This is a genomic window from candidate division TA06 bacterium (assembly GCA_004376575.1).
Taxonomy (GTDB): Bacteria; Hydrothermota; DG-26; order E44-bin18; family E44-bin18; genus E44-bin18.
This window is the reverse complement of the sequence record SOJN01000134.1, coordinates 1-8,772: the sequence shown is the minus strand read 5'-3', so window position 1 is coordinate 8,772 and position 8,772 is coordinate 1. Positions and strand designations below refer to the sequence as shown.

Below are 8,772 nucleotides of genomic sequence, written 5' to 3'. Positions count from 1 at the left end.
AGCCCGGGTCAGTTTGCTTCCCCGGACTGGCCCAATCAAGATGATCCCAGATATAGAATCCCCAGTTTACTTGTTCGCGGTACACCAACCACTCAAAATCATTTTTCATACGACCACCAAGTCCGCACCTGTAGGGACAACAGGGGTGACTGCAGGACTTATCAGGGTCGAGACCTCCATCCACTTCTACCTGATTGGGCACGTAGTCACGATCCCGGTCTTCACCCTGAGCCCTCCGCTCTTCGTAATCCTTCCAATCACGATACCAAAGCGAAAAGAACTGCCTATGACGATTCTCGTGACGGCAAACCATAGCAAAACCATCTATTCCCTGCACAAAACGCAGGTCCCCGCAGCATGGGTCCTGTGGGTCGTTTGGGTTTGCGTTATCTATGGATATCGACCGACGAGTACCCGCACCCTTGTATATGATGTATTTATCAAAATACTCCTTGGGTTTGTACTCACCAAGTGGCTCCCACGGTGCCCCACTTCCCCCACCGTATACTGATCTGAAAGCCTCTATTTGTGTAACGTGTAGAGCACTGATCATTCGCCAGTAATAGAACCAATTCGTGATCGATCCCCACCCCTCCCAATTCTCTTTCTTAGCAAAGAAGACCTTGAGGGTCGTATTGATTGTCTGGAAACCCACGGAAGTTCCGTCGTCAGGGTTTGTAAAGTTCAGATTAATTGTCATTCTCTTGTCTCCGAAATGTGCTTCAGTAACTTCCTCGTGTCTGAGCATAACCCGCATAACGGCACTCCAACCTGCACCCTGCTGAAAAATGGCGTCAGGAAATCCCTCTATATCGATATCAATCTTATATTGAGGGTCCCAGGAAGGATGGAAGGGATAAGCATCGAAATTGAAATGAAGTTTAAACGATATGTATTTCTCGCCTGGTATGGGCTCCAGGAAGCTAATCTGGTCCCCCACAGGTTCATTTTCCAGGATTTCTAATCGCCCATTCTGTGTAAACCTGGCCAAAAAGACCGGATCTGTCACTTCGGGTAAGCCCACATCATTTGAAGCAGCCATCCTAAGAGTTTGGACCCACGCACAGGAGGAAACAGGGAAGAGGCTTATGTCAACAACAAGGTCATTCCAGTCGCAGTCCCAATAATCCTCGAAGTTCAAGGTGCGGATAGGACCAAACCCCGATACAAGAGGATACATGTCATGGTTCATACATGGACCCCCAGGATGGATATGGAAAAGTAGCTCAGTCCCTTCCGGGAAGCAGCCGACCATCGTATCGGCCCCCACGTGCTGTGTTGCATCATCCCAATAGTGTTCGTGAAATGGCGATTCCAGACCGAAGGTGATTGGAGCGCCTGCCATTGTGCTAATGACCTCTGCCCAAACTCGACTCTTATAGGGCAGGGTTATGGAAGATCCCTCTGGGTCGCAGGGCGATGGAATACATTCACAGCAGTCCCCCCAGAGAATGGTTTCGGTCGAATCAGCGTCCGCTCCGATATCGATTCTTTCCTCTATCCTCGTCGCGCTCTGGGCGGAAGAGAGCAACCCCCAAGAGAGAAGAGCACTTGAAAGGCTAATAAAAAAGAACCCCTTAAGGAAAAGCGGCTTCCTTCGAGTCATCTCTGCCCCCTTTGCTTTGGACATTCCGCCATCGGGCGTCCAGCCATCAAAGAATTCATCACGGTCCTTTGCGCCCGCACTAGCGGAGAATAGGCGTGGAGCTCAATAGGCTTGCATTGAAGATGTAGATCTAACATGCGCAGGCACCCTTTTGCGGTTGGCAGCTAGCCCCCACAAGACCGTGGCTATTGAGGGTGTCGAGGATGTTCAATACTCGTGCGCGCGTAGGTTCTCACGAAAGCTTGGGATAGAGCTGACTTCTCAGAATGCCCGTCTCAGACCGCCCTCAGCCCGTATCCACCCTAACTGAATCATAGAGGTTTTTTCAAAACCTGTCAAGAAAAAAACCGAATTTGGCCCGGGGCTAGACTTTACCCTTGGGCTTCGTTCCGTTCGGGTTCCCTCCCCTTGATAATCTTCCTTCGGCTTTGCTCGCCTTGACTTGGTCCTTGGGCTATCGCCCAGGACTAATTCTCTCTAAGCTTCGACTCCGTCTCAGCAAGAGAGACTAAGCAGGATTAACTTCCCTAGACTTCGCCCCTCGATAGACTCGGGGCTACGCTCGGGATCGAGACTTTCTAACGAGCTCTCTGCGCTTCGCTTGCAACCTCTAACAAAGAGTAAACGGGGCTGTGGTCTACAGTGTGGCCTTCTCTGGCTGCCCTGTCAACTTCCTAGTTCTTTTTTGCGTCATTCCCGACAAGCAAGCCCAGTTCAGCATGCTGTTCATCGGGTGTCTTGATCTCTCCTTCGTAAATGCCCAGTCCCCGGTATCCATTCAACCACGCGGGCCGTGGATTGAGCACCATGCTCCAGAGTTTACCAACGTCATAATCTGACAATAAAGTTTTTCCCATACTTCCCTATCCATTCAAAGGTTAATACCGAGCCACATTCTTGCTTGGTTTCGCGGTCTGCCTTCCGCGCCGTTCCTGTATATAACAAGAAGCATGCCGGAAAAAGAACAGGGCCACATAATGTCTTACAAAACAATGAGTTATGGCGATATTTCCCGAAGTCTCCGAGGGGCCAACAAGGCCCATTTTCCGTGGCGTTTCGGGTCAATTTAGGACCTCACGGATAAGTACTTGAATCTAATAAGCTTAACACGGCAATAAGTGCCGCAATCCGTTGCGCTACATCCAACACGGAACCCTTGAAACCACACATTCCATAGACTGCCACAAGATTCATCATTCATAGTTTTATTATGGGATCATCGTTCTCTGCGTTGATCTTGTGGCTATTGGTCCTATTTTCGATTCCTTGTGCGTTCGTCTTACTGCACATAGCGTACAGCCTGTGGGGCGTTGACAGCAGCGATGGAGTGGGATAGAATCGCTCAGAAGAAATCACGAGGATATCGTCTCAAGTTCTGCGTTCTCAGATCTACGTTCTAAGCTGTAAAGTGGCCCCGTCCTTTGGTATTGCGTGGGGCTCCTGATTTCAACAGTTTGACAGATTCACAGGCGAAGGAGGTGAGAAGAATGGCCAAGTTTTTGGTTGTGCATCCGGTAGGCAAGGAGCTTACCGTGGGAAGCGCCACACCTATGGGCAAGGCCGTGAAAGCAGGTCTCACACGCGACGCGTATTGGCTGAGGAGTTGGTATGCGCGCGAGGAAGGCAAACTGTACTGTGAATGGGATGCGAAAGATGCTGAATCTGTACGTCAAGTTATCAAGAAAGCAGCGCCTGATATGCCCGTAGAAGCAGTTTACAAGATGGAGATGATGGTTCAGTCGGAGGACTTCAGATAACTGGCAGTTGCTAGCGGTCCGCTGCAGACTCTCAGCGGCGTGGCTATTGACTATCACCAGTCAGCCGGGTTGAAGGCTGCATCTCTCCCCCGCCTCCGACCGGTGTAACACGATGCCGCATGTGCGCATATGTACATATGTACATATGCGCATATGTGAAGATGTGGGGATGAGCAATATCAAGTATCAGGTAGAAGAGTTATTTCACGCGGCGTTTGGGGGATCTCTTGATGATTCCCAGAATGCTTCGTATAGCCAACGAAGAGCTATCCACCTCCGCTGAGTAGTATACATGCGGTCCTCGTTGTTCGCCACGCACCAGCCCCGCAATTTCCAGTTTTCTGAGATGCCGCGACGCGGCCGTTTGGTGAATCCGGTGCCAGCGGCTGATCTCACCCACCGTGATTCCGCCCGACTCCAATAGTGAAACGACAATCTTGAAACGCCTTCTGTTGCCTAAGGCACTGAAAGCCCTTACCATATCCTCCATAGATATCTCCCGTGGGAGGGGTCCGCTCACGCAAATTCACCATAACACATCAAACACCACTTGTCAAACAGCATGTGCACATTCCAACATATGCACATATGTACATATGTGCATATGAGAGGGGCATGGGTTCGGGTATGTCGGGGATGGTGGGGATTTGGGGGTGTTCTTGTGAGCAGCCCCTTGACGTATTAGGCCTTTTTTGCTACACTGGGTCGAGTTTTGGCAAAGAAACTGGAGGGCGCCTATGCACCCAAAGTATAAGAGAAATGTAAAAACGTCTTGCACCGTCTCCGAGCATCACAGTGGTGGTAGCGCGTGAGACTGACAAGGGTAGCAAGGAGTTTCTCAACGACCTGGGCATACACGTTCTGTGGTTCACAGACTCTGGGTACTCTCGAATCAAAGGAACCGTGGATTTGTGACTGTGGGTGTGGATTCTTACCACAACAAAAGACTGAGGTCGGATGCTAGATTGCTGTTCTTTGGTTCAACCACGTGACCGGGGCTCCTCCGGTCAAGCAAGGAGGAAAGGAGAAATGAATAGAGTGGTCTGTATTGTAGGAGCTGTAGCGCTACTCATTGTATTGTCCCTTGTTTCTGGGCCGTGTGTTACAGAAGCGAGTGAGGGGCCAGTTGGGACAAAGGCGTTTGAGAAAACAGAAGAGCTTCGGATTAACTTCAATGCCTTAAAGGTCGCTTTGACCCCGCTGGATCCACCTAAACAAGTGGTATCATATGTGTCACGAGTAGATGGCGCGCTGGACGAAATCGAAAACGCTCTTCTGGGTATTTCATCAAGGGAGGAAGCCGAGCGTCTTCTGCACAATGCGGAGTACGCATGGGCATATCTTGTGGCCATCGGGCTTGTAGGCTCAGACTTCCTGAAGAATGCTCCCGGTATCAAGGAGAATCTTGAGGAATGCGAAGTGATCGCGGGTGACCTCCGAATGGCGATCAAGCTATCGCTCTCAGATTGCGAATCGCAAGAAGAGGCTCAGGATGATTTGAGGCTGAAGGTTGGGAGAGCCAAGGCTTATGCCATCGTTGTGGAAGACCTGGCGAACATGCTAGGGCTTACAAGTGCTGTCAAGGGTTATGTTTCCAGCGTCAAAACAGATCTGGGAGAGGTCGAGGACGCCTTGTGGGGACTGACTCCGGAAGAAGAGGCTGGCAAAATGATTGACAAGCTGGAAGAACTAGGCGGCTTAACAACACTGTGCAAACTCGGATTGTCGCTCGGGAAAGATAGAACCGGAAGGCTGACAAAGGCGATGGGGGAACTGGAGACTGCCCTGAACACTGCGAGACTAGAGATGAAAAAACAGTATCTCAAGACGCCAAAGTAGTCCAGTTGTGAGGTGTCGAGCAAAAAGAGTGGAATAGGCGATGCAGAGCGCACAAGATCTCAATCTAGAGTCGAAGGGCAGTCAGTTCCAGCTCCGAAAGCTGGTCAAGGAGCACCGTGAATACCTTAACTGCCTGGTTCTCAACGCTAGTCCTTCCTTGCGGGAGTTCGTAGCCGGTCAGCCCGACTGGGTCTCGCCGCTGGCTTCTGAGGACTACTGCGAATACCAGGACAAACAGTTCCTTGACAAGGTTGACTGTAAAGAGCACTGGAGCGAACTCAAGGACTTCTGGCCATCTGGCGGACCTGTTTGGGACGCACTCGCAACGATTGAGGGCAACAATGGCGCCAAGGGAGTCATCCTCCTCGAGGCCAAGAGTCACCGTGGCGAACTGAAAGGAACATGCGGAGCGTCCACAAGAAGCCGTGAGAAGATCGAACGCAGTTTCGCAACTGTCAAGCGAGTACTCGGTGTGAAAGCAGATGCTGACTGGTTGCACGGGCACTACCAGTATGCGAACCGCGTTGCTCACCTGTATTTCATGAACATCGTAGCTGAAGTCCCGACGTGGTTGGTCTTCCTCTACTTCGTCGGAGACACAAAGCCCAAGAAGGGTCCGCAAACCGTCGCAGGCTGGGAAACCATTCTCGACAGAGTCAGAAAAAAGATAGGGCTACCTAACTACCATCTGCTCAATCAACGAATTGTGACTGTGTTTGCTCAGGCCACTCCGTATGGGGGCAAGAGATGAGGTTTCAGTCTTGCGAGAGCATATTTTGTCAAAAAGTGAGGCACCTTCCCCACACTCCGGGTGAGTATTTTGAGAGGACGTCACGAAGGTTCCGTACCACAACTTGCAGTTCATAGGCGAACGGAGAATCTGGAAAGCAGGCAAGCATCCATAGCTTTAGGAAGTCCGAAACCGAGAGGAGGTGAATGAGATGAAGAGATTGGTGATTCCATTTTTATTTTTGTTGGCATTAGCAGTTCCATACGCTGTCGGAAGTGGGCAGGAAAGCCCTGAGAGTGCCGCCGTGGTGAAGACCATTAGGGACTTTGCCAAGGCCATCACCAGCTTCCCCAAAACCACAGACGAGGAATCAATCCTGAAGTTCTATGACAAAGATTACGAGGGAATTAGTGACGGAGAGTCTTCTAATCTATTAGAGATGCAAAACATTGTCAAGGAAATAGCGGAGGCAATTGACCTTGGTAATCCGTTTCGCTGGTCACTAAGGGTGCAGTCAATAGAACCGCACGTCATAGGACAGATTGCCTGGGTAACCTTCTCATACACTATGAAAGTGGGTGCAGAAGGCGAAGTGCTTGCAAAGGAAGAAGGTTTGGCTACAGCTATATTGAGAAAGAAGGGCACGAAATGGCTCATACTGCACGACCATATGTCGACGCCTAAGCCAGAGGAGCTTCAAATAGAGATAGAAGAAGAGTAAACACACTCTGTTGGCATCGAAGATCCGGGGTCAGTGCTTCTGGACAGATTTGGTATCCACGACTAGCCCTTTTGACAAAACGACTCTTGCATAATGTCGCACGGGGAGCAAAACTAACCTAATAGAGATGCGTATTGAGTAATCTTATATCTCACGTCTCTGGGTGTTCAGTTGACGGCAGGGGTGGGGTCGGATAGAATCGCTCATGAGAAGTGAAGAGAATATCGGTTTTAAAGAATCGAGCGGGCAAGAATTGTCAATATTCGGTTTTCGAGGTCTGATCCAGGATTTATACCACTTCTGTCAGTGGCTGGACGGCACACAATCATATAACTCGGAGGTGGCCAGCAGTGCCTAAGAGTAGCTCAATAACCTATATTGAAATAATCAACCGAGTCCGTGAGAAACTTGATTGTGGGCCAAACCGGATTGCAGACCAGCCGGGGCCCTTCCCCTGGTGCTGGTGGCCCTCGGCGCCAGGTTTTGCGAATCAACTGAACTCAGACTACGGTATGGAGAGCGGAGTTCCTGAGCTTGAAAAGGAGTTCCATGCGGAAGTCGAGGTAATACGAGAGGCACTTGACCAGCTGGGCCACGAACCTACACTTACGGGTTGGCAAGAGCTTTCTGGGGCACCAACCCGGCGCCTGATGCGATCATTGGATCAAGCCGTAACAGCACTCACTATATGGGATGCCATTGGTGTTCCTATCCGCCGGAAAGGGGATATCGTTTTTCTAATCCGGGCTCCCCGTGACGTGCTAGGCTCGCCGTGCATCAGCGCCATGTCCGTTGACAGTTACCTTGGTGCTGTAACAGAAAAGACGGCGACGGATCGTGTTGAGATTGAAGCTCTCAAGAAGCGCCTGGATCTCTGGCGCACTGGGGCAATTGTACTTGGAATTGCCATTGCATTGCTCATAATGTGTATAGTAAAAGCCTCGTTTTGAGAGAGCCAAGAGCCTTTTCGTCCGGCGACTTCACGGACACTAAGAAGATGGCCCTCCTTCGTTGATCGGCGTGAGAATTCACGTTTCAAGGTTGAACGTCTAATCGTAATGGAGGAAACAGATGGATTCAGAGGTGATCAAAGCAAGAGTTGAAGAGGCCATCGACGAATTGGAGGAGCAATTCGAGAAGGACGGAACTCTCTTCTATACCGAGAATGACGTTGTCTGTCGATTCTACGCTCTGATTCAGGAAGGCCTAGAGTGGGCCACGAAGCCAGACCGACACGGACAGCGTCACTACCTAGTCCACCGGGAATATCCCACGCCTTTTCGGTGCGACATGGGCGGCGTTGGTTTCGCGGTCAAGGGCGAGGGTGATCGAACGTCCAAGGGAGGCAAGTATCAGCGCGGCCACTACGATATCGTCGTCTTGAATCCAGAATTCATACAAGCCGTGGGCTACAGACTTGCCAAAGGGCAGGATTTTGAGCTGGTTACCGAGAACTTCAGAAGAGCTCCTTCGCCAGCTGTATTGTATGGACTCGAATTCATGTTCAACAGAGACCCACCGATGGAATCACGAGGAGAAAACCGAGACCGAAGTATCGACACATTCTGCAAAAAAGTCTTCCAAGACCACAAAAAGCTTGAGGAATCCAAGAGATTGCCAGACGGGCACCCGTTCATGGCCAAGACCATGATGCTCGTTTTCGACAATGCTTGCTCGGAGAAGATCAGAGAGCGACTGAAAGACAAACTGAACGAGAAAACTGACCTCCGTCTTTGCCTCTCCGAGAGGGTTGTGAAAACGTGAGTTCTGTCAAATGTCAAGTTGTAAATCCTTCGAGTATTCGGAGGGCACCGAGCAAACGCTTTCTTAATTCTAAATTGTCCCAGCCAGACCATCCCCGTACCTGTTGACATGTTGACCCCTTCGGCTGCCCTCAGGATCCCAGCTATTGAAATGCCTATATTTCGGTTAATTGTCAACATGTCTGACTATCCCTTCTTCCCTTGCATCTGGAGCTTTGCGGCGCAGCGCTCTGCAACTGCTAGCAGGGCAGGAACAAGTTCGGCCTTCAGCCAATACACAGCATTCCTTCCCTTCGTCTCGTAGCGTACAACATCCACTGCCCGTAAAATGTGGAGGTGATGTGATATCGTCGCAG

General features: G+C 50.5%; 9 protein-coding genes. 6 read left to right on the top strand and 3 right to left on the bottom strand.

Translation table 11 applies throughout. The features are described from left to right. Positions 1-1,606: hypothetical protein (locus E3J62_11065; GenBank protein TET44200.1), on the bottom strand; the 1,606-nt coding region annotated here is incomplete at its 3' end. Between the two features lie 674 nt (positions 1,607-2,280). Beyond that, positions 2,281-2,463, bottom strand: a complete 183-nt coding sequence (locus tag E3J62_11060) for a hypothetical protein (GenBank protein ID TET44199.1) — start codon at positions 2,461-2,463, stop codon at positions 2,281-2,283. Positions 2,464-3,093: 630 nt separating this feature from the next. On the opposite strand from E3J62_11060, the gene E3J62_11055 reads away from it, so the two are divergent. Beyond that, a complete protein-coding gene (locus E3J62_11055; GenBank protein ID TET44198.1) occupies positions 3,094-3,363 on the top strand; it encodes a DUF4242 domain-containing protein in 270 nt (89 codons plus the stop codon). 199 nt (positions 3,364-3,562) lie between these two features. Here E3J62_11055 and E3J62_11050 read toward each other — a convergent pair whose 3' ends face one another. After that, positions 3,563-3,853: an ArsR family transcriptional regulator gene (locus E3J62_11050; protein TET44197.1), complete on the bottom strand. Its 291-nt coding sequence runs from the start codon at positions 3,851-3,853 to the stop codon at positions 3,563-3,565. A 539-nt stretch (positions 3,854-4,392) separates the two neighbouring features. On the opposite strand from E3J62_11050, the gene E3J62_11045 reads away from it, so the two are divergent. The 5 genes from E3J62_11045 to E3J62_11025 all read left to right on the top strand — a co-directional run bounded on the left by E3J62_11045 (position 4,393) and on the right by E3J62_11025 (position 8,417). After that, a complete protein-coding gene (locus tag E3J62_11045; GenBank protein ID TET44196.1) occupies positions 4,393-5,202 on the top strand; it encodes a hypothetical protein in 810 nt (269 codons plus the stop codon). 40 nt (positions 5,203-5,242) lie between these two features. Further along, complete coding sequence (locus E3J62_11040) at positions 5,243-5,953, top strand: hypothetical protein (protein ID TET44195.1); 711 nt, start codon at positions 5,243-5,245, stop codon at positions 5,951-5,953. Positions 5,954-6,143: 190 nt separating this feature from the next. Beyond that, positions 6,144-6,653 carry a hypothetical protein gene (locus E3J62_11035; GenBank protein TET44194.1) on the top strand — a complete coding sequence of 170 codons (510 nt, stop codon included), beginning with the start codon at positions 6,144-6,146 and terminating at the stop codon, positions 6,651-6,653. A 350-nt stretch (positions 6,654-7,003) separates the two neighbouring features. Beyond that, positions 7,004-7,603, top strand: coding sequence for a hypothetical protein (locus E3J62_11030; protein TET44193.1), 600 nt, complete (start codon positions 7,004-7,006; stop codon positions 7,601-7,603). A 121-nt stretch (positions 7,604-7,724) separates the two neighbouring features. After that, positions 7,725-8,417: a hypothetical protein gene (locus E3J62_11025; protein TET44192.1), complete on the top strand. Its 693-nt coding sequence runs from the start codon at positions 7,725-7,727 to the stop codon at positions 8,415-8,417. The last annotated feature ends 355 nt before the right edge of the window (positions 8,418-8,772 follow it).